The sequence below is a fragment of the Mycoplana ramosa genome (genome assembly GCF_041930185.1).
In the GTDB taxonomy this organism is placed as follows: domain Bacteria; phylum Pseudomonadota; class Alphaproteobacteria; order Rhizobiales; family Rhizobiaceae; genus Mycoplana; species Mycoplana ramosa.
Genome location: NZ_JBHEEW010000016.1, coordinates 53,475 through 72,263, shown reverse-complemented (window position 1 = coordinate 72,263; position 18,789 = coordinate 53,475). Strand labels below are relative to the sequence as shown.

The following is an 18,789-nucleotide window of genomic DNA, read 5'->3' as shown; positions in this document are numbered from 1 at the left end:
AATCCTCCGAAGCGGCCCGAGTTCGGGCCGCATTCGCGTTGAAACCCTGGATCCGGTGGGCAACTTCCCGGTCAAATTGACAGTTGCCACAATTACAACCACCTTGGGCGCGCCGAGGGATTCGGCGCTGGTGAGTCGCCCGCGCATCTGCCGGCCACGCCAGTTCACGTGTCATCGCCGGACGGCTCAAGACGCGCTTCCGGCACGACCATACGGGGGAGTGTACATGGAAGCATTGACGCCACTCATCACTCAACTCATCAGCGGCGCGATCGGCGGAAACGCGGTCGGCGCCATGCTCAAGCAGCAGGCCACCAGCGTGATTGTCCGCACGATTGTCGGCGCGATCGGTGGCATCGGCGGCGGCCTTCTTATGCAGGCGTTCGGCGGCGAGGCGGGCCTCTCCAACCTCGTTGCGAACGGCCTAGGCGGCCTGATCGGCGGCGGTGTGCTGCAGGCGATCGCCGGCATGGTGCTCAGCCGCAAATCGGCTTGAGGCGGACCACAAACAGAAGGCGGCGAGCAACCTCGCCGCCTTTTTGGTCGAGTTATTCCGCGGCAACGGCCGCCGGATAAACTTCCTGCATATAGTCGTTCATCAGCGTCTCGCAGATCGAAGCTGGGGTGAAGCGATAGGGGCCGATCTCTGAGACAGGCGTCACTTCCGCGGCCGAACCGGTGAGGAAGCATTCGCTGAAGGTGGAAAGCTCCTCGGGCATGATCGCCCGCTCGACGACCTGGTAGCCGCGCCGCCTGGCGAGCTCGATCACGGTCTGGCGGGTGATGCCGTTGAGGAAGCAGTCCGGGGTCGGCGTATGGATGACGCCGTCCTTGACGAAGAAGATGTTCGCCCCGGTCGCCTCGGCCACCTGGCCGCGATAGTCGAGCATCATCGCGTCCGCATAGCCCTTCGCCTCGGCGGCGTGCTTGGAGATCGTGCAGATCATGTAGAGACCGGCGGCCTTCGACTCGCAGGGTGCCGTCTTCGGGTCCGGCCGGCGGTATTCGGCGATGTCGAGGCGGATACCCTTCAGCTTTTCCGCCGGGTTGAAGTAGCTGCCCCACTGCCAGATGGCGATGGCGACGTTGATGCGGTTGTTCTGCGCCGAAACGCCCATCATTTCCGACCCGCGCCAGGCGATCGGCCGGACATAGGCTTCTGAAAAGCCCTGGCGCTTCAGGAGTTCGATGCTGGCGGCATCGAGCGCCTCGACGCTGTAGGGGATCTTGAACCCAAGGACTTCGGCGGAACGATGCAGACGGCGGTTGTGCTCGGTCAGCTTGAAAATCCGCCCGCCATAGGCGCGTTCGCCCTCGAACACGGCGCTTGCATAGTGCAGGCCATGGGTCAGCACGTGGATCTTGGCGTCCTTCCAATCCACAAACTCGCCGTTGAACCAGATCTGGCCATCCATTTGGTCAAAGGGAACCGCCATGGTGTTTTCCTCCTGCGCGAAGCGCCGTTCTTGATGTTGCTTGTTGCGCCCGATACGGTCTAACCAGAAGCAGGCGTGCCCTGCGACGGCCGGCTGCGGACGGCGGAGCGATGAGAAGCACCGCCGCGACTGCCCCACGCCGGCGACAAGGTGTGGACAAGCGGTAACAAGGGTGTAAAAATATGTCAACAACGCTGACTTATTTTTGCGGATGTTGCGTGCAGCGCCCGCGCCAGGAAAGGAAATGACCGCGTGGGACGACAAACGCCGGAACGGAAGAACACGATCGAGTTTCATGACCAGCCGTTGACCGACGAAGGCGGGATCGACTTCGAGGTCATCGAGGGCTTCTTCTTTGCCTATCGTGACTTCATTTCCGACCCCGATGCGATTCTGGAAAAGAGCGGCTTCGGCCGTGCGCATCACCGGGTGGTGCACTTCGTCAACCGCGAGCCGGGCATGACGGTGGCCGATCTGCTCGATACGCTGAAGATTACCAAGCAAAGCCTTGCTCGGGTTTTGAAACAGCTCATCGATTCGGGCTATATTTGCCAGGTGGCAGGCCCCGAGGATCGCCGTCAGCGCCGGCTCTACCCGACCCGCAGCGGCCGGGACCTGGCTTTGGCGCTCGCCGAGCCGCAGCAGCAACGGATCGCACGCGCCTTCGAGGGGATGACGGCTGACGATCGCAAGGCCGTATTGCGTTTTCTTGCCGGCATGCAGAACGCGCGCAGAGAATGAACGGAACAGCCAGGACTGGATCGCGATGACGACGGTTGAGAAGCTCTCTGATGACGCCGCACATCTCCTGATCGTGGATGATGACAAACGCATCCGCGAGCTCTTGAGCCGCTACCTGACCGGCGAAGGCTTCCGCGTGACGGTGGCCAGCGACGCCGACGAGGCGCGCCGCAAGCTGCAGGGGCTCGACTTCGACCTGATCATCATGGACCTGATGATGCCTGGCGAAAGCGGGCTGCAACTGACCCAGAGCCTGCGCTCCATTCGCACCGTGCCCATCATCATGCTGACGGCGTTGACCGAGACCACCGCCCGCATCGAGGGGCTGGAGGCCGGCGCCGACGATTACCTGGCAAAGCCGTTCGAGCCGCGCGAACTGGTGCTGCGCATCAACAACATCCTCAAGCGCAACGCCCAGCCGACCACGCCGAAGATCGAGCAAGTCATGTTCGGGCCATACACCTTCTCTATCGTTCGCAAGGAACTCAAGCGCGGTGGCGATCCGATCCGGCTGACTGATCGCGAACAGGAAATCATGCTGCTTTTTTCGCTGCGCGCGGGCGAGACAATTCCACGCCACGAACTGATCGGCGAGGAAACGGACGTGGGCGAGCGGACGATCGATGTCCAGATCAATCGCCTGCGGCGCAAGATCGAAGACGACCCGACCAACCCCGTCTGGCTGCAGACGGTGCGTGGTATCGGATACCGGCTCAGCACCGACTGAGGCATGGCGCGCTCGGGTGCGCGGCTGTTTGGAGATGACGTGTTGGACAAGCTGAGCAAGGCGTACGCGGCCCCAGTCTCGCGCGACACGCTTTAGGAACGGGACGAGCCAGGCGAGACGCAACGAGCGCGATGCAGAAATGACGACACTCGAAACCCTCAAGCGCGACCTCGAGCAGGCGCCACTGGCTGGCTGGCGGCGGTTCGCCAAATGGCTGCGCCGGCAATTGCCGACTGGTCTTTACACCCGCTCGCTCCTGATCATCATCATTCCAATGGTGCTGCTGCAGTCGGTGGTTGCCTTCGTGTTCATGGAGCGCCACTGGCAACTCGTCACGCAGCGCCTGTCGATGGCGGTCACCCGCGATATCGCCGCGATCATCGACCTGATCGACACCTTCCCGGATGACCGCGACGATGCCGAAATCATCCGGATCGCTCGCGAGCGGATGGACCTCAACATCGCCATCGAGAAGGGTGACGACCTGCCCCCGCCGCGGCCGAAGCCGTTCTTCAATATCCTCGACCAGATCCTCAGCGAGCAGATCACAAAGCAGATCAAGCGACCGTTCTGGATCGACACGCTCGGCGACAGCAATCTCGTCGAGATCCGCATCCTGGTCGACAATGACAAGACGCTGCGCGTCTATGCCCGACGCAGCCACACCTATGCATCGAACACCCATATCTTCCTGGTCTGGATGGTGGGGACCTCGCTGGTGCTGCTCACGATCTCGATCCTCTTCCTGCGCGGGCAAATCCGTCCGATCCTGGCGCTGGCATCGGCTGCCGAGAGCTTCGGCAAGGGGCAGAAGATGCCCGAGGATTTTGCCCCCCGCGGGGCCGACGAGGTCCGGCGCGCGGGCCTCGCCTTCATGCTGATGCGCGAGCGCATCGAGCGCCAGATGGAACAACGCACCGCGATGCTGACGGGTGTGAGCCACGACCTGCGCACCATCCTCACCCGCTTCAAGCTGCAACTCGCGCTGGCCGGAAAGAATTCCGATCTGGACGCCCTGAACAAGGATGTCGAGGATATGCAGAGCATGCTCGAAGGCTATCTCTCCTTCGCCCGTGGCGAGGCCGAGGAGGATGTCGGCCGGCTGAACCTGAGCGACCTGTTCGACAAGTTCGAGATGGAAGCGGAACTCCACAACAAGGAACTGACGAGTGAAATCGACGGGGCGGACGAGGTGATGGTGCGGCCGCACGCGTTCTCACGTCTGCTGGGCAACATCGTTTCGAACGCGCTACGCTATGCAAACAAGGTGCATCTCGATGCCCGCCACAACGCCAAATGGCTGACAATCGCGGTGGACGACGACGGGCCCGGGATCCCGGAACGGTCGCGCGATGACGTGTTCAAGCCCTTCTTCCGTCTCGACGAGGCGCGCAATCTCGATTCCTCCGGCACCGGCCTCGGCCTGGCTATCGCCCGCGACATCGCCCGCAGCCACGGCGGCAACGTGACCTTGTCGGACAGTCCCCTCGGGGGCCTGAGGGCGACGGTGCGGATCCCCCTCTGAGTTGCGGCGCACGCTGGAGTGGCGATCGCCGGCCGCGCGGTGGGAATGGCGTTTCTTCCCCGGCGACGGACACGCGTATCGGAGAATCCCGATCAGTGCAGCCTTGCCCCGTTCGGAACCGGACGCTCCGTCGCAGCCAGCACGACGGCGCCTGCCTCGTCGGTGAAACCGAGCGTCAGCACCTCGGAGCGCACCGGACCGATCTGCCGCGGCGGGAAGTTGACGACGGCCAGCACCTGGCGGCCGACCAGCCGTTCCGGTGAGTAATGCACAGTGATCTGGGCGGACGATTTCTTCACGCCGATCTCCGGGCCGAAATCGATCAGAAGCTTGTAGGCGGGCTTGCGCGCTTCCGGAAACTCGGCCGCCTCGACGATCGTGCCGACGCGGATGTCGACCCGTTCGAAATCCGCATAGGAAATGGTTTCGGACATCTGGAACTCCAAAAGACTCAAGGCGAATGGCTGCGCCGGTCGCGCAAGATCGGGAACGAGGATGATTTCCTCCGCAGAAGAGACCGGCCGCACTTCTCCGCCGTTTCGGAAATGCGCCAAGCGCGTCTTCAGCCGGCCAGTTCCTCGGCCCGCTTGCGGGCGGCGGCAATGGCGCGGTCGAAGATCGGCTGAATGCCGTCTTCGGCCATCAGCACCGACAGGGCAGCAGCGGTGGTGCCGCCCGGCGACGTGACGTTCTGGCGAAGCTTCGCGGCGTCTTCGGGGGACTGATGAAGTAGCTCACCAGCCCCCGAGACGGTTTCCCGCGCAAGACGCATGGCGAGGTCCGCCGGCAGGCCGAGCTTGCGGCCTGCCTCCGCCATGCACTCCACGAGATAGAAGACATAGGCCGGGCCGCTGCCGGAGACCGCGGTCACCGCGTCGATATCGGCTTCGCTCGCCACCCACTCGACGGGGCCGCTGACCTCCAAGAGCGCATGCACCTGGTCGCGCTTGGCGGCGCTGACGCGGTCATTGGCAAAGGCGCCGGTGACGCCGCGCCCGACCATCGCCGGCGTGTTCGGCATCGCGCGCACCATGGAGGCCTGACCGAGATGTGCCTCGAGTTTGGCAAGGGTTGTGCCGGCCGCGACCGAGACGACGACCGTTTCCGATCCGACGAGGTCCTTCAACGGCGGCAGCACTGCGTCCATCATCTGCGGCTTGACGGCGATGAAGAGGACGCCGGCCTTGAGGCCTGCGGGGGCGGCCGTCTCATGGCGCACCCCGTCGTCGGCGATCAGCTTCAGCATGGCCGGCGACGGGCCGGTATCGAGAACGAGAACCGAGGACCCGGAAATGCCGCTCTTCAGCCAGCCGGCGAGCATCGCGCCCCCCATGTTGCCGGCTCCGACCAGTACGATGGGCCCCACAGCTTCCACGCTCATGACTACGCTTCTCCAACCGTCTCGAACATGACCGCATCGACGGCGGCCTGCGCCTCCATACCCGACCAGACGACGAACTGGAATGCCTGAAAATAGGCCTCGCAGGTTTCAAGCGCGCTCGAGAGCAGGACTTCGACCTGCCGGTTCGTCGGCTCGGCGCCGCCGGCGAGCAGCAGCGACTGGCGGAAAATCACCACGTCCTCCTGCCGCCAGAGGTCGAAATGCCCCATGAGGACCTGACCATTGACGTGCGACAGCAACCGGATGACTTCATTGACACGGCTTTCGGGCACCTTGATGTCGAAGGCGCAGGCGAGGTGCAACGCCTCGAACTCCTCCATCCAGGAGAAGGAAACATGATAGTCGGCCCACCTGCCCTCGACCGTCATGGCGATTTCGTCCTCGCCGGAACGCTCGAACGACCAGTCGTTGTTCGCTGCGACGAATTCGATCATGTCGACCGGGTTCGACTGGCGTACGATTTCCAATTCCATCAGGCTCATGCGGCACCCTCTAGACCGGGGGACGCGCGTCGACGCGATCACGCACGACACGAACGCGGCAACCCACCCGGAACCAACACTGAATGATTGCGCGACTACGCCAGAACCTGACTTACTAACCCTGCCCCAAGCTGACGTCGCCGGTCTCGAATCATCATTTAAAATCAGTCTATAACGGCGGAGTCGCGACACCAGCCCCCATGCGGCTATTTTGTCGCTGACGCTGTGGACAGACGTTGTCAAAATGATTCAGCCCGGCACCTTAACCGACCCTGCGATAAGGCTTTTTTAACGATGTCCACAGGGGCGAAAAAACGCCCCAAAAAAAGAGGCCGGCGCGAAGCAGATCGCGCCAGCCTCACGTTACGGAAGCGAAGGGACCGGAAGCGGCCTATTTCTTGTCCGAAGCCAGTCGCTCCTCGAGCGCCTCGATGCGTTTCAGGAGTGCGTCGTTCTCGTCGCGCGCCTTCACGGCCATTTCCCGGACGGCCTCGAACTCATCGCGCTTGACGAGATCCATCCCGTTGAGGAAACGCTCGGCCTGGGCATGGAAGATCGTCTCCATCTCCTTGCGCACGCCCTGCGCCGCACCGGCGGCGTCGGTCATCAATTTGGCGAAATCGTCAAGAATTCGATTGGTTCCGGTTGCCATCGCCCGGCCTCCTCCGCTTGCAGATCTATGCTGGCGGCCTGTGCCGCGTCCTGTTTCTCAGGTAGGGGGACAAATCTTTCGATGCAAGCGGAATCACATCCAACCCCATCCAAACCGTCGGCAGTATTGGCGAAACCGCAAAAGCGCTTGACCATCCCATGGCCGGGCGCCATCTTCCGGCCAAGCCAACCGGACCCGAACCCTTGATCCCAGCTGCCGAACTCTTCGCCGTCATGGCCTTCCCGAACATCGACCCCGTCGCGTTCTCGATCGGCCCCCTCGCCGTCCACTGGTACGGGCTGGCCTATGTGGCGGGCATCCTGCTCGGATGGTACTATGCCCGCAGGCTGGTCACCCGCGCCGATCTCTGGGCGAAGGATACGCCGCCGATGACGGTGGCCCAGCTCGACGACTTCCTCGTCTGGGCCGCGCTCGGCATCGTGCTCGGCGGCCGCATCGGCTATATCCTCTTCTACGATTTTGCAGCGATCGCGGACAATCCGCTGCGCGCCATCGAGATCTGGAACGGTGGCATGTCGTTCCATGGCGGCCTCACCGGGACGGCGATCGCCATCATCCTGTTTGCGCGCAAACACAGGATCGCACTCTGGAGCCTGTTCGACGTCGTTTCCGCCGTCGCCCCGATAGGGCTTTTCTTCGGCCGCGTCGCCAATTTCGTCAACGGCGAACTCTGGGGCAAACTGTCCGGCGCACCATGGGCCATTGTCTTTCCGAACGCCGGCCCCTTCGCACGCCATCCGAGCCAGCTGTACGAAGCCGTTCTGGAGGGACTCGTCCTCCTGTCCGTGCTCGCCGTCGCCGTCTACGGGTTCAAGGCACTGAAGCGACCCGGCTTTGTCACCGGGCTGTTCGTCGCCGGCTATGCGCTCTGCCGCATCTTCGTCGAATTCTTCCGTGAGCCCGACGCCCAGATCGGCTATCTCTTCGGCGGCTGGCTGACGATGGGCATGCTGCTGTCGCTACCGATGCTCGCGCTCGGCCTTTGGGCCATGCTGCGCGCCCGCCGGGTCGCCGTCTACGAGGGCTGACATGTCGACACCACTCGCCCGCAAGATCAAGGCGCTGATCCACACCCACGGGCCGATCAGCGTCACCGACTATTTCTCGCTATGCCTCGCCGATCCTGAGCATGGCTACTACCGGACGCGCGAGCCTTTCGGGCGCGAGGGCGATTTTGTCACAGCGCCCGAGGTCAGCCAGCTTTTCGGCGAAATGCTCGGTGTCTTCATGGTGCATGCCTGGCAGAAGCACGGCATGCCGCAAGGCGTACGCTTCGCCGAAATCGGCCCCGGCCGCGGCACGATGATGGCGGACATGCTGCGCGTCGTCGCCAGGCTCGCGCCCGCCCTCTACGACAGCGCCAGCTTCCACCTGATCGAAACGAGCGAGCGCCTGCGAGCCGTGCAGAAGCAGACGCTGGGAACCCACGCCGAACGTGTCACCTGGCACGACAGCTTCGACCAACTGCCGGTCGGGCCGCTGCTTCTTGCGGCAAACGAACTGTTCGACGCCATTCCGATCCGCCAGTTCGTCCGCACGCAGAATGGATTTCGCGAACGGATGGTCGGCCTCGACGCCGACGGCGAACTCGCCTTTGCTGCCGGCGTCGCGGGCATCGATCCGGCACTGCTGCCGGAGGGCCACAAGAGCCAGCCCATCGGGGCGATCTTCGAGTATGCGCCGGCCCGCGAGGCAGTGATGGCGGCCATCAGCGAACGGCTGCGCGATCACGGCGGCACGGCGCTTGTCATCGACTACGGGCATGTCGCCAGCGGCTTTGGTGACACGCTGCAGGCGGTGCTGCGCCATGGTTTTGACCCGCCCCTCGCCCATCCCGGCGAGGCGGACCTGACCAGCCACGTGGACTTCGAACGGCTAGCCGCAGTGGCTCGCGAGGCGGGCTTGCATGTCCACGGTCCGCAGCCCCAGGGCGATTTCCTGATGGGGCTCGGACTGGCGGAAAGAGCCTCTGCGCTCGGCCGTGGGCGGGACGAAGACCTGCAAAGCCAGATCATCGCCGATGTCGAGCGCCTGGCGGGGTCGGGCTCCGGAAACATGGGCGACCTGTTCAAGGTTCTTGCCGTCACGAGCGCCGACGAGCCGCTCGCCCCGTTCCGCCGGACGGATTGACAGCCCCAATCGCGGCGGTCAACATCGCCGCGATCCGAATCGGACACCCGCATTGTCCGCAGCCCACCGAAGCGCCCGGGCCCATTCTAGGATGCTTCGAAGCGATGAAGGATGATGCCCTGTGCTTTCCCCCGTCCAGAGCCCGCTGATCGCTCGCTCCACAGGCAGCTCCGTTCTGCACGGTTTTTTTACCCGCCGTGGTGGCGTCTCCGACGGCATCTATGCGGGCCTCAATGTCGGCCTCGGCTCCGCTGATGACCGGGAACGCGTCATCGAAAACCGTGCCCGCGTCGGCCAATGGTTCGGAGCGATCCCTGACCGGCTGGCGACCGTCCATCAGGTCCATTCGCCGGACGTCGTCACCGTCGACGAAAACTTTTCGGGCGAGCGGCCGACCGCAGACGCGCTCGTCACGGCGACACCCGGCCTCGTCATCGGCGTGTTGACCGCCGACTGCGGGCCGGTGCTTTTCGCCGATCCGGATGCCGGTGTCATCGGCGCGGCCCACGCCGGCTGGAAGGGCGCCCTCGCAGGCGTTCTGGAAAACACGGTCGCCGCCATGGAGAAGCTGGGCGCTTCCCGCAGTCGCATCGTCGCCGGCCTGGGGCCATCGATCAGCCGTCGTCATTATGAAGTCGGACCCGAATTCGTCGAGCGCTTCCTTGGAACAAACCCGGCCTATGCGGAATTCTTTTCTCCGTCCGAGCGGCAGGGCCACGCCATGTTCGACCTGCCGGGCCTGACCCTGAAAAGGCTTGCCGAGGCCGGCATCGAGGCCGAGAATCTCGACATCTGCACCTATCCGGCCGAAGCGGATTATTTTTCCTATCGGCGAACCGTGCATCGCAAGGAGCCGGACTACGGGCGGCAGATCTCGGCGATCATGTTGCGGTCGGACCCAGAACTGGACTAGGAGCAAAGCATGGCACTGCAATTCGACAGCGAGGAATACGCCAACAGGCTGCAACGTCTGACCGCAAGGATGCGCGACGAAAAACTCGACGCCATGCTACTCTTCGCCCAGGAAAGCATGTACTGGCTGACGGGCTATGACACCTTTGGCTACTGCTTTTTCCAGACGCTGATCGTCAAAGCCGACGGCGACATGGTGCTGCTGACCCGCTCCGCCGACCTGCGGCAGGCCCGCCAGACATCCAACATCGCCAAGATCGAGATCTGGGTCGACCGCGCAAACGCCGATCCGGCAATGGACCTGAAAAACCTGCTGTCGGATATGGATTTGCTCGGATGCCGGCTCGGCGTCGAGTACGACACGCATGGATTGACCGGCAAGAATGCCCGGCTTCTCGACAATCAGTTGCAGAGCTTTGGTGATCTGGTCGACGCCTCGGGGTTGGTCAGCCGCCTGCGGCTGGTCAAGAGCCCGGCGGAACTGGCTCATGTCGAGAAGGCCGCTTGCCTTGCCGACGACGCGCTGGACGCCGCGTTGCCTCTGATCGGTCCCGGGGCCGGCGAGGCGGCGATCCTCGCGGCGATGCAGGGCGCGGTGCTTGCCGGCGGCGGCGACTATCCGGCAAACGAGTTCATCATCGGCTCGGGGATCGACGCGTTGCTGTGCCGCTACAAGTCCGGCCGGCGCCGGCTCGACGCCAACGACCAGCTCACCCTCGAATGGGCGGGCGTCAGCGCGCATTACCACGCCGCGATGATGCGCACCGTCGTCATCGGCGAGCCGACCAACCGCCACCGCGAGCTCTACGGTGCCTGCCGCGACACGATCCAGGCCATCGAAACGGTTCTGCGCCCCGGCAACACCTTCGGCACGGTGTTCGACACCCATGCAAGGATCATGGACGAGCGCGGCCTCGCCCGCCATCGCCTGAATGCCTGCGGCTATTCGCTCGGCGCCCGCTTCTCGCCCTCGTGGATGGAGCACCAGATGTTCCACATCGGCAACCCACAGGAGATCCTGCCCGACATGTCGCTTTTCGTGCACATGATCATCATGGATTCCGACAGCGGCACTGCAATGACACTGGGGCAGACCTATCTCACGACCACCGATGAACCGAAGGCACTGTCGCGCTACGGCCTCGACTTCATCAACGTTTGAACAGGTGGTTGCCCCCTCCACGATCCTGCAATTGACACGCCGCATCGCGGCACAGCATAAATTTGCCTGGGAAGGAACAACGCAACCTCCGGCACACGGACGGAAACGGATGTATCAGTTGAAGCCATGGCTGGCTTTCGTCGGCCTACTCCTGGCGCTCGCGGGCTGCAACAGCACGGATGCGCTGATCCCACAGGTCGATGTCGGCAGCGGCACGCTCAAATCCTCGCCCGTCACACAACGCGATCTCGATCAGGTGAGCGCTTATAGTCAACCCGTGGGCAGCGCGCAGGCGGATGCGATGGCCGGCCACTCGACATCGGCCGGCACGCTGGAGGCGCAAGCCGACGCGCTGGCCAACAACCAGGCCAATCCCGCCGCGAGCGGCGAAGGCGGAATGGTCGTGGGCGGGTCTCAGACCGAACGGACATCGTCCCCAGCGCCGCAGGCACAGACCGCCGCCCTGACGCCTGCCACCGACGGCGAGAGCGTGCGGTTTTTGCCGATCATCGGCGCGCCGGTCGAGGCCGTGACCCCGCTGTCCAGGCAACTCGGGGCGCAGGCCCGGGCCAACGGCCTGACGATCAAGAGTTCCTCCGATAATACCAGTCGGTACATCCTGAAGGGCTATTTCTCCGCCACGCAGGATGGGGACAGGACGATCGTTGTCTACGTCTGGGACGTGCTGGACAGCTCCGGCGGCCGGCTTCACCGCATCCAGGGCCAGGACAGTGTCAATGCGACCGCCGCCGATCCGTGGCGTGCCGTGCCGGCGACCACCATGGAAGCCATCGCTCAACGAACGATCGAGGGGTATATGAGCTGGCGCAAACAGGCCGGTGGCTAGGACGCCGTGCGTGTCCACGGGTGATCCCGAACCGGGCCTGTCCACCCCTGCTGCCTGCTGCACCTGCGAAAGATTGGGAAAACCGTGCGGCACGGGACTTGCATTCACGCTCGGGAACGCTAAAAGGCAGCCCATCAGCATTCTCTTAGGCCATCAGACAGGCGGACCATAGATGAAGGTTTTCGCGGGCAACTCGAACCGGCTGCTGGCCGAAGCGATCTGCAACTATCTCAATGTTCCCCTGGGCCGCGCCAGCGTGCGCCGCTTCGCCGACCAGGAGATCTTCGTCGAGATCCAGGAGAACGTGCGTGGCGAGGACGTGTTCGTCGTCCAGTCGACCTCGTTTCCGACGAACGACCACCTGATGGAGCTGCTGATCATGATCGATGCGATGCGGCGCTCCTCGGCCCGGCGCATCACCGCCGTGATCCCCTACTTCGGCTATGCCCGCCAGGACCGCAAGCCCGGTCCGCGCACGCCGATCTCCGCGAAACTCGTCGCCAACCTGATCACCGAAGCCGGCGCCGATCGCGTTCTGACGCTCGACCTGCACGCCGGTCAGATCCAGGGATTCTTCGACATCCCGACCGACAACCTCTACGCCGTGCCGATCCTGGCCCGCGACGTGAAGGAGAACTACGACCAGAAGAACGTGATGGTCGTTTCCCCCGACGTCGGCGGCGTGGTGCGCGCCCGCGCGCTTGCCAAGCGGCTCGACTGCCAGTTGGCGATCGTCGACAAGCGTCGCGAACGCGCCGGCGAATCCGAAGTGATGAACGTCATCGGCGATGTGACCGGCAAGGACTGTATTCTCATCGACGACATCGTCGATTCCGGCGGTACGCTCTGCAACGCGGCCGAAGCGCTGCTGAAGAACGGCGCCACGAGCGTCACCGCCTACATCACCCACGGCGTTCTCTCCGGTGGTGCCGTCGCCCGCGTCACCTCGTCGAAGCTGAAGGAACTGGTGATCACCGACTCGATACAGCCGACGACGGCCGTTCAGTCCGCGCACAACATCCGCGTGCTGACCACGGCGAACCTGCTGGGCGAAGCGATCAACCGCACGGCCGCCGAAGAATCCGTTTCCAGCCTCTTCGATTGAGGCCGGCTCCAGGGACATCAAATCCTAGAGTGTACGGCAGTCTCGATAGACTGGGTTGCCGTTCGCGCGATTGCTGATGGCGCCGCCTCCCCTTCCCGAAGGGGCAGGCGTCCAGTCGACCCTCATTTCTAGCGCATTGCTCCAGACCTTGAATGCCCTCTATACCGCAAAGGTGACGGTGAGGTCGGCAGCGCCGCACGAGTTGAAACGCCGGACAGTGACGGGACGCAAGGAGGACGAGCTATGCTGATGGGACACCGAATTTCCAGGTTCGTCACCAAAGTGCCCGGCTTGCTGCGCAAGACGCGCATGTTTTCTGCGCTTCTCCTGCTGCCGCTGGTCGCTGCCTGTACTGTGGAAACCTCCCCCGGCTATGTCGGCGGCGGACGACCAATGCCGCGCCCCCCTGTTTGCACGATGGAGTACGCCCCCGTCTGTGGTGAGCGTGGCGGACGTCTCCAGACCTTTGCCAACGCCTGCGAGGCGCGCAGCCGCGGCTTTGATGTCGCCCATCGTGGCCAATGCCGTCGGGAACCGATCCCCGAGCGCGCGTGCACGCGGGAATATGATCCCGTCTGTGCCGAGCGCGGTGGGCGTCGGCAGACTTTCGCCAATGCCTGCATGGCACGTAGCGACGGCTTCCGCGTCGTCAGCCGCGGCGAGTGCAGACGCGAGCCGACGCCAAGCCGCGCATGCACGATGGAATATGCACCGGTCTGTGCCGAACGCGGCGGCCGCCAGCAAACTTTCGCCAACGCCTGCACGGCCAGGAGCGACGGCTTCCGCGTCGTCAGCCGCGGCGAGTGCCGACGCGAGCCAGCGCGCGACCGCGCCTGCACGCGCGAATTTGCCCCCGTTTGCGCAGAGCGGAACGGCAGCCGGCGCACCTTTGCCAATGCCTGCGAGGCGCGGACGGCGGATTTTCGGGTCGTGCGCCAAGGCGAATGCCGCCGCTGACGGTCCCGTCGATCGCTTGAAGGCGGCGGCGGCAGCGGGATAGTTTCGCTTCAGCACGAAGTTGTGCTAGGAACGCGGCTCCCGTCCACCAACCCCGCCTCACGCAATGCTACGCGATTTCTCCGCCCAAGCGCTCTTCATGGGCCTTCTGACCGCTTTCGTCGGCTTCGCCAGCTCCTTTGCCGTCGTGCTGCACGGCCTCACCGGTGTCGGCGCGAGCGAGGCACAGGCGGCCTCGGGTCTGATGGCGCTGTCGATCTCCATGGGCCTGTGCGCGATCGTACTCAGCATCTGGACCCGGCTGCCCGTCTCAATCGCCTGGTCGACGCCCGGCGCGGCGCTGCTTGCCAGCTCTGGCGCCGTCGAGGGCGGCTTTTCCGCCGCCGTCGGCGGCTTCCTTGTTTGTGCAGTACTGATCGTCGTCGCAGGCCTGTGGAAGCCACTCGGCCGCATGGTTGCAGCCATCCCTGCCCCACTCGCCAATGCGATGCTGGCCGGTGTCCTGCTTGGTCTTTGCTTCGCCCCGGTCAAGGCGGTCGCGTTCGATCCCCTCCTCGGTCTGCCGATCGTTGCAGCCTGGGTCGCGGTCGGTGCGGTGAACCGTCTCTATGCGGTACCGGCGGCGCTCGTCGCCTTCGTGCTGGTGCTCGCCTTTGGCGTCGACATTCCCGAAGGCGCCTTGAATGAGATCGCCCGCGACCTGTTGCCAAGACCGGAATTCGTCGCCCCGGCCTTCAATCTTCCCGGTCTCGTCAGCATTGCGCTGCCCCTCTTCATCGTCACCATGGCCTCGCAGAACATCCCCGGCATCGCCGTGCTGAAGGTCAATCAGTACGAGCCTACCCCCGGACCGCTGTTTGCCGTCACCGGCCTCTTTTCGATCCTGAGTGCGCCCTTCGGCGGCCATGCCGTCAATCTCGCCGCGATCACCGCGGCGATGTGCGCGGGTGAGGATGCCCACCCCGACCCCCGCCGGCGCTACTGGGCGGCTGTCAATGCCGGCATGTTCTACATAGTTTTCGGACTGCTGGCCGGCGCCGTGACGACCCTTGTCGGCCTCGCCCCGCCGATCCTCATCCAGGCGGTGGCCGGCCTCGCCCTGATCAACGCCCTCGCCGGCTCGGCGATGAACGCCTTCAAGGAACCGGAGACGCGTGAGGCGGCTGCCCTGACCTTCCTGACGACCGCCTCGGGCGTCAGCTTCGGCGGCATTTCCGGCGCCTTCTGGGGCCTCGTCGCCGGCGGCCTGATGATGGGGCTGAACCGCCTCGTCGCAGTTCGCAAGGCGCGCAAGGTATAAGACCGCCGCGGCGGCTCACAAACCCAGCAGACCCTTGCATTTTCCGGGATTCTCCGCTAAGCGACCCCGTCCGCGCAGACACCCTTGGAGGCAACGCGGATGAGGTTTCCATCAGAAATCCTCAAGTTTTGACGGCCGGGGCGGAAGCTGCGACCGGCGGGACTCTCCAGTAACACTTGAAAGGTCAATGCTATGAGCAACGCATCCTACGAGCTCAAGGCCCAGACGCGCGAACGGGTTGGTAAGGGGTCCTCCCGCGAACTTCGCCGCAACGGTCTTATCCCGGCTGTCATCTATGGTGACAAGAAGGCCCCGCTTTCGATCGCCCTGTCGACGAAGGAAGTCACCCAGCGCATCCACGCCGGCGGCTTCATGACGACGGTCGCGACGATCGACGTCAACGGCGAGAAGATCTCCGTCCTGCCGAAGGAATACCAGCTCGATCCGGTCCGCGACTTCACGATGCACGTCGACTTCCTGCGCGTCTCGGCCAACAGCAACGTCACCGTCCAGGTTCCGGTTCACTTCATCAACGAAGAGAAGTCCCCGGGCATCAAGATCGGCGGCATGCTGAACATCGTCCGCCACGAGATCGAACTGCACTGCCCGGCCAACGCCATTCCGGATGCCATCACCGTAGACCTCGACGGTCTGAAGATCGGCGACAGCGTTCACATCTCGCAGGTCAAGCTGCCGAAGGGCACGAGCCCGGTCATCGCCGACCGCGACTTCACCGTCGCGACCATCGTCGGCACGGCTGCCGCCAAGGAAGAGGAAGCGGCCGAAGGCGAAGCATCGGCCGAGTAATCCACCGGCGCATGTCCGCTGCACTTGGATCCGCCTTCGGAAACGGAGGCGGATTTTTCGTATTTGCGCCGCCCGCTTTCAACAACATTTAAGAAATGGGTGAAATGCTGATCTACTGATCGGAGAAAGCGCAGCGTGCCGGCAATCGTGGACAAAACCGTGGAGGCCACGGGATGAGGATGCACTCGGTGGAGAACCGGTTCATCGCCATCGTCATTGGCGCGCTCCTCGTGTTCGTGGCGCCGCTTTTCTTTTTCTTTCTCGTTCTGTCGTCGGACCGCGTCGCGCGCGAAAGACTGAAGCACACCGAGGTGCTGATGCAGGCCAACGCCCAGGCGCTCGGCAAGCCGATCTGGGACTTCGACCTCGACAGCATCGCCCAGATCGTGGAAACACTGAGGGCGGGAGCCAACATAAATTACCTGCACATCCGCGACACTTCGGGGCTGATCAACATCCGCGAGCCGGAGGTGGCCCCCTCGCCAGACGCGATCCAGTCCATCGTGACCGCAGACATCCTTCATCGAACGAACGAAGGCATTCGCAAGGTCGGCACGGCAGAGATCGCAATTGCGCGGGACGGACCGTTCTCGCGCTTTTCCACGGACGAACTGGCGCTCTTCTCGATCTTCCTCTTCGCCGTCGGCACGCTCTTCACCGCGGCAATCATCGGCAATCGCATCACCATCATTCGACCACTGATGCGCCTGACCGCAGCGATCGAAGCGACCCGCCGGCTGGGCTCGCGTCATCACGTGGATTGGATGTCGAATGACGAAATGGGCCACCTCGCCCACAACTTCAACGAGATGCAGATCAGGCTGGAGCGGGAAGAGAACGAGCTGAAACTGGCGCATGCTCGCACCACCGAGATCTACAACAAGACGCCGGCGATGCTCTTTTCGACCGACCGGGACAATTGCATCACGGCGGTCAGCGACTATTGGCTCATTGCCACCGGCTATAGCCGCGATGCGGTCATCGGCCATAGCTTCACCAATTTCGTCGATGCTGCCGACCACCTGATCTACCGCGACCGGCACCAGTCCGGGCGGACCAGTACGGGGATCTGCGAGGTGACGGTGCGCTTTCACCGTGCCGACGGCACGGTAATGGATGTGCTCGTGCTCGAAACGGGGCTGGCGACGGACGACGCCGGCACCGAAACCACCCTGTCGGTGATGACGGACGTAACCGACCTGAAGGAAGCGGAAAGCCGTAACCTGCGCCAGGCGATCACCGACCATCTCACAGGCCTCCTCAACCGCCAGGGTTTCGAGTCCGTGCTGTGCGAACTGATTCACAAGGCGGAGATCGAAAACCAGACACTTGCCTGCCTGTTCCTCGACCTGGACCGCTTCAAGTGGATCAATGACAATCTGGGTCACGCCGTTGGCGACGAAGTCCTGTGCCAGGTGGCAAACCGTCTGCGTGACCAGTTGCGGTTCAATGACGTCGTTGCACGATTGGGCGGCGACGAATTTGCCGTCCTACTGCTCTCCCCGGAAGCAGCGCCGTTGGCCGTGGACGTCGGCAACCGCCTGTGCACGGCATTGAAGGAGCCCATTTTCGTCAACGGCAGCCGGCTGAACGTCAGCGCCAGCATCGGCATCGCGGTCTACCCGGATCACGCCGCGACGGCTGCGGACCTGCTGCAGAAGTCCGACATGGCGATGTACGCGCGAAAGCGCGGCGGCAAGAACGGAACGCAGGTGTTCCACGACGACATCGTCGACATCGCCCGCCGCCGCCTCGAAATCGAGCAATGCATCGAGCAGGGCCTGCGCGAGGGGCAATTCGATGCTTATCTCCAGCCGATTGTCAGCCTGAGCGATGGCCGGGTCGCCGGGTTCGAGGCGCTCATGCGCCTTTGCCATCCGCAAAATGGTGTCCTGTCGCCCAACGAGATCATCGGCGTGGCAGAGGAAAACGGCAGCATCGGAAAGATCGGTGATGTCATCCTGGAGAAGGCGATCCGCGACCTCGCGGCCATTTCGGCACTGGACGGGATGGCCAACTGCTATCTTGCGGCAAACTTCTCCCCCCTGCAGTTCGAACCGTCTCTGCCGAGCCGGCTCGCCGCACTCCTGCTGGATTGCGGTGTGACACCGTCGCGCATCGTCGTCGAGATCACCGAAGCGGTCCTGATGCTTGACAATCCGGTGATCCGCCAGACCCTGGACGCACTGACGGAACTGGGATGTAAAATTGCCCTGGATGACTTCGGCACGGGTTACTCCTCGCTCAGTTACCTCAACCGCTTCCCGGTGGATATCGTCAAGGTCGATCAATCCTTTATTCGCTCGCTCGACAGCAGCGAGCAGAGTATCAGCGCAAAGAGCCGGACTCTGATCGAAGGCATCCGGATGATCTCGCATCAGATGGGTTGCGTCGTTGTGGCTGAAGGGATCGAGACCGAGGCCGAACGGCAGGCTCTCGAAGAGATGGGCATCGACCTCGGTCAGGGCTTTCTTTTCAGCGAACCGCTTCCGTTTCATGAGTTGATACAGACACTTGACGTCGCGGAACGGACGCGGGGCCAATCCGGGAGCCACTGACTTTAGGACTGAAAATGGGGACGAT

The 18,789-nt window shown here is 63.5% G+C and carries 18 protein-coding genes and 1 pseudogene; 14 read left to right on the top strand and 5 right to left on the bottom strand.

What is annotated here, in order from left to right:
- The first annotated feature begins 226 nt into the window (after positions 1-226).
- Complete coding sequence (locus tag JNC62_RS18715) at positions 227-496, top strand: hypothetical protein (RefSeq protein WP_374840701.1); 270 nt, start codon at positions 227-229, stop codon at positions 494-496.
- Between the two features lie 52 nt (positions 497-548).
- Here JNC62_RS18715 and JNC62_RS18710 read toward each other — a convergent pair whose 3' ends face one another.
- On the bottom strand, positions 549-1,436 hold the full coding sequence (locus tag JNC62_RS18710) for a branched-chain amino acid aminotransferase (protein ID WP_374840699.1): 888 nt from the start codon (positions 1,434-1,436) through the stop codon (positions 549-551).
- Between the two features lie 306 nt (positions 1,437-1,742).
- Between JNC62_RS18710 and JNC62_RS18705 the strand changes: the two genes are divergently transcribed.
- The 3 genes from JNC62_RS18705 (at position 1,743) to JNC62_RS18695 (ending at position 4,429) form a co-directional block, all read left to right on the top strand.
- Positions 1,743-2,177: a MarR family winged helix-turn-helix transcriptional regulator gene (locus JNC62_RS18705; RefSeq protein ID WP_374840697.1), complete on the top strand. Its 435-nt coding sequence runs from the start codon at positions 1,743-1,745 to the stop codon at positions 2,175-2,177.
- Between the two features lie 25 nt (positions 2,178-2,202).
- Positions 2,203-2,904 (top strand): response regulator, encoded by a 702-nt coding sequence (locus JNC62_RS18700; RefSeq protein WP_374840695.1) that lies wholly within the window; start codon positions 2,203-2,205, stop codon positions 2,902-2,904.
- A gap of 139 nt (positions 2,905-3,043) precedes the next feature.
- Positions 3,044-4,429: an ATP-binding protein gene (locus tag JNC62_RS18695; RefSeq protein WP_374840693.1), complete on the top strand. Its 1,386-nt coding sequence runs from the start codon at positions 3,044-3,046 to the stop codon at positions 4,427-4,429.
- Between the two features lie 92 nt (positions 4,430-4,521).
- On the opposite strand, the gene JNC62_RS18690 is transcribed toward JNC62_RS18695, so the two are convergent.
- From JNC62_RS18690 to JNC62_RS18675, 4 genes are all read right to left on the bottom strand, one after another.
- Complete coding sequence (locus tag JNC62_RS18690) at positions 4,522-4,863, bottom strand: tRNA-binding protein (protein WP_374840691.1); 342 nt, start codon at positions 4,861-4,863, stop codon at positions 4,522-4,524.
- Positions 4,864-4,991: 128 nt separating this feature from the next.
- The gene (gene proC / locus JNC62_RS18685; RefSeq protein WP_374840689.1) at positions 4,992-5,810 is read right to left on the bottom strand and encodes a pyrroline-5-carboxylate reductase; all 819 of its coding nucleotides are present in this window, start codon (positions 5,808-5,810) and stop codon (positions 4,992-4,994) included.
- A 2-nt stretch (positions 5,811-5,812) separates the two neighbouring features.
- Positions 5,813-6,313 carry a type III secretion system chaperone family protein gene (locus tag JNC62_RS18680; RefSeq protein WP_374840687.1) on the bottom strand — a complete coding sequence of 167 codons (501 nt, stop codon included), beginning with the start codon at positions 6,311-6,313 and terminating at the stop codon, positions 5,813-5,815.
- 391 nt (positions 6,314-6,704) lie between these two features.
- Positions 6,705-6,965: an accessory factor UbiK family protein gene (locus JNC62_RS18675; RefSeq protein ID WP_374840685.1), complete on the bottom strand. Its 261-nt coding sequence runs from the start codon at positions 6,963-6,965 to the stop codon at positions 6,705-6,707.
- Positions 6,966-7,198: 233 nt separating this feature from the next.
- Here JNC62_RS18675 and lgt point away from each other — a divergent pair, with 233 nt between their 5' ends.
- The 10 genes and pseudogenes from lgt (at position 7,199) to JNC62_RS18625 (ending at position 18,764) form a co-directional block, all read left to right on the top strand.
- Positions 7,199-8,014, top strand: a complete 816-nt coding sequence (gene lgt, locus JNC62_RS18670; protein WP_374840800.1) for a prolipoprotein diacylglyceryl transferase — start codon at positions 7,199-7,201, stop codon at positions 8,012-8,014.
- Position 8,015: 1 nt separating this feature from the next.
- A complete protein-coding gene (locus JNC62_RS18665) occupies positions 8,016-9,116 on the top strand; it encodes a class I SAM-dependent methyltransferase (protein WP_374840683.1) in 1,101 nt (366 codons plus the stop codon).
- Positions 9,117-9,237: 121 nt separating this feature from the next.
- Positions 9,238-10,029, top strand: a complete 792-nt coding sequence (pgeF, locus tag JNC62_RS18660) for a peptidoglycan editing factor PgeF (RefSeq protein ID WP_374840681.1) — start codon at positions 9,238-9,240, stop codon at positions 10,027-10,029.
- A 9-nt stretch (positions 10,030-10,038) separates the two neighbouring features.
- Positions 10,039-11,190 carry a M24 family metallopeptidase gene (locus JNC62_RS18655; protein ID WP_374840679.1) on the top strand — a complete coding sequence of 384 codons (1,152 nt, stop codon included), beginning with the start codon at positions 10,039-10,041 and terminating at the stop codon, positions 11,188-11,190.
- Between the two features lie 109 nt (positions 11,191-11,299).
- Positions 11,300-12,037, top strand: a complete 738-nt coding sequence (locus JNC62_RS18650; RefSeq protein WP_374840678.1) for a hypothetical protein — start codon at positions 11,300-11,302, stop codon at positions 12,035-12,037.
- Positions 12,038-12,209: 172 nt separating this feature from the next.
- A complete protein-coding gene (locus tag JNC62_RS18645; RefSeq protein ID WP_374840676.1) occupies positions 12,210-13,142 on the top strand; it encodes a ribose-phosphate pyrophosphokinase in 933 nt (310 codons plus the stop codon).
- A gap of 309 nt (positions 13,143-13,451) precedes the next feature.
- Positions 13,452-13,952 (top strand): annotated as a pseudogene (locus tag JNC62_RS18640) (Kazal-type serine protease inhibitor domain-containing protein); the annotation flags it as partial.
- Positions 13,953-14,205: 253 nt separating this feature from the next.
- Complete coding sequence (locus JNC62_RS18635; protein ID WP_374840674.1) at positions 14,206-15,399, top strand: benzoate/H(+) symporter BenE family transporter; 1,194 nt, start codon at positions 14,206-14,208, stop codon at positions 15,397-15,399.
- Positions 15,400-15,591: 192 nt separating this feature from the next.
- A complete protein-coding gene (locus JNC62_RS18630; RefSeq protein WP_374840672.1) occupies positions 15,592-16,206 on the top strand; it encodes a 50S ribosomal protein L25/general stress protein Ctc in 615 nt (204 codons plus the stop codon).
- A gap of 173 nt (positions 16,207-16,379) precedes the next feature.
- Complete coding sequence (locus JNC62_RS18625) at positions 16,380-18,764, top strand: putative bifunctional diguanylate cyclase/phosphodiesterase (protein ID WP_374840670.1); 2,385 nt, start codon at positions 16,380-16,382, stop codon at positions 18,762-18,764.
- Positions 18,765-18,789 lie beyond the last annotated feature (25 nt).

Coding starts and splice junctions, on each gene's coding strand:
- JNC62_RS18680 (WP_374840687.1), bottom strand. CDS start 6,313: ATGAGCCTGATGGAATTGGAAATCGTACGCCAGTCGAACCCGGTCGAC.
- JNC62_RS18635 (WP_374840674.1), top strand. CDS start 14,206: ATGCTACGCGATTTCTCCGCCCAAGCGCTCTTCATGGGCCTTCTGACC.
- JNC62_RS18645 (WP_374840676.1), top strand. CDS start 12,210: ATGAAGGTTTTCGCGGGCAACTCGAACCGGCTGCTGGCCGAAGCGATC.
- JNC62_RS18650 (WP_374840678.1), top strand. CDS start 11,300: ATGTATCAGTTGAAGCCATGGCTGGCTTTCGTCGGCCTACTCCTGGCG.
- JNC62_RS18655 (WP_374840679.1), top strand. CDS start 10,039: ATGGCACTGCAATTCGACAGCGAGGAATACGCCAACAGGCTGCAACGT.
- JNC62_RS18690 (WP_374840691.1), bottom strand. CDS start 4,863: ATGTCCGAAACCATTTCCTATGCGGATTTCGAACGGGTCGACATCCGC.
- proC (WP_374840689.1), bottom strand. CDS start 5,810: ATGAGCGTGGAAGCTGTGGGGCCCATCGTACTGGTCGGAGCCGGCAAC.
- JNC62_RS18675 (WP_374840685.1), bottom strand. CDS start 6,965: ATGGCAACCGGAACCAATCGAATTCTTGACGATTTCGCCAAATTGATG.
- JNC62_RS18695 (WP_374840693.1), top strand. CDS start 3,044: ATGACGACACTCGAAACCCTCAAGCGCGACCTCGAGCAGGCGCCACTG.
- JNC62_RS18715 (WP_374840701.1), top strand. CDS start 227: ATGGAAGCATTGACGCCACTCATCACTCAACTCATCAGCGGCGCGATC.
- JNC62_RS18625 (WP_374840670.1), top strand. CDS start 16,380: ATGAGGATGCACTCGGTGGAGAACCGGTTCATCGCCATCGTCATTGGC.
- JNC62_RS18710 (WP_374840699.1), bottom strand. CDS start 1,436: ATGGCGGTTCCCTTTGACCAAATGGATGGCCAGATCTGGTTCAACGGC.
- lgt (WP_374840800.1), top strand. CDS start 7,199: ATGGCCTTCCCGAACATCGACCCCGTCGCGTTCTCGATCGGCCCCCTC.
- JNC62_RS18665 (WP_374840683.1), top strand. CDS start 8,016: ATGTCGACACCACTCGCCCGCAAGATCAAGGCGCTGATCCACACCCAC.
- JNC62_RS18700 (WP_374840695.1), top strand. CDS start 2,203: ATGACGACGGTTGAGAAGCTCTCTGATGACGCCGCACATCTCCTGATC.
- JNC62_RS18630 (WP_374840672.1), top strand. CDS start 15,592: ATGAGCAACGCATCCTACGAGCTCAAGGCCCAGACGCGCGAACGGGTT.